Annotated in this window: 1 protein-coding gene; it reads right to left on the bottom strand. The window is 69.3% G+C overall.

The genetic code is table 11. The features are described from left to right. Positions 1 to 20: 20 nt before the first annotated feature. Positions 21 to 853 (bottom strand): IS5 family transposase gene (locus OO47_RS35860; protein WP_407696382.1). Its coding sequence is split into 2 segments (ribosomal slippage): positions 21 to 511 and positions 511 to 853, totalling 834 coding nucleotides; the frame shifts between segments, so codons are not numbered across the junction. Between the last annotated feature and the right edge of the window lie 45 nt (positions 854 to 898).

Below are 898 nucleotides of genomic sequence, written 5' to 3'. Positions count from 1 at the left end.
CTAGGTTCTGTCGTCAAATGTCACGCCCACATCAGGAGTGATGCGAGGGTGACGGCTGCTTCGTAGGACTGGGCGGTTTTGTCGTAGCGGGTGGCGATGCCACGCCACTGCTTCAGGCGGTTGAAGCAACGTTCCACGACGTTGCGGCGCTTGTAGGTCTCGCGGTCGAAGGCCGGCGGTCGGCCTCCGCGGCTGCCTCGCCGTCCCCGGTTGCGGACCTGGTCGGCCCGCTCGGGGATCGTGTGGGCGATGCCCTTGCGGCGGAGCCAGGCGCGGATCGCCTTCGAGCTGTAGCCCTTGTCGCCCAGGACGTGATCGGGCCGGACCCGGGGCCGCCCCGGTCCGATCCGGGGCACCCGGATCGCCTCCATCACGGCGGTGAACCGGGTGCAGTCGTTGGTGTTGCCGCCCGTGACGACGAACGCGAGCGGACGGCCCCGGCTGTCGCAGGCCAGGTGGATCTTGCTGGTCAGGCCGCCTCGGGACCGGCCGAGGGCCGGGTCGCGGAGCCCCCTTTTCGGGCCCCGGCCGCATGCTGGTGAGCTCGGACGATCGTGGAGTCGACCGACACCAGCCACTCGATGTCGCCCGCCGCGTCCGCCTTCGCCTGCGCGGCCCGCAGCATCCGTTCGAACGTCCCATCCGCCGCCCACCTGCGGAAACGGGTGTGCAGCGTGGCCCACGGGCCATAACGCTCGGGCACGTCCCGCCAGGCTGTCCCGGTCCGGAACTTCCACACGATCCCGTTCAGCACCCTGCGGTCGTCCAGCCGCTTCCGCCCCCGCAACGACTCGGGCAGCAGCGGCCGGACGAACTCCCACTCGGCGTCCGACAGTTCATGGCGACGTATCACAACACCATGATCCACCAGCGGTGATCATTTGAAGACACTGCCTAG

This window comes from Streptomyces bikiniensis, from assembly GCF_000716625.1.
In the GTDB taxonomy this organism is placed as follows: Bacteria; Actinomycetota; Actinomycetes; order Streptomycetales; family Streptomycetaceae; genus Streptomyces; species Streptomyces bikiniensis.
Note: the sequence above shows the minus strand (reverse complement) of the source record. Positions and strands in the feature narration are given on the sequence as shown.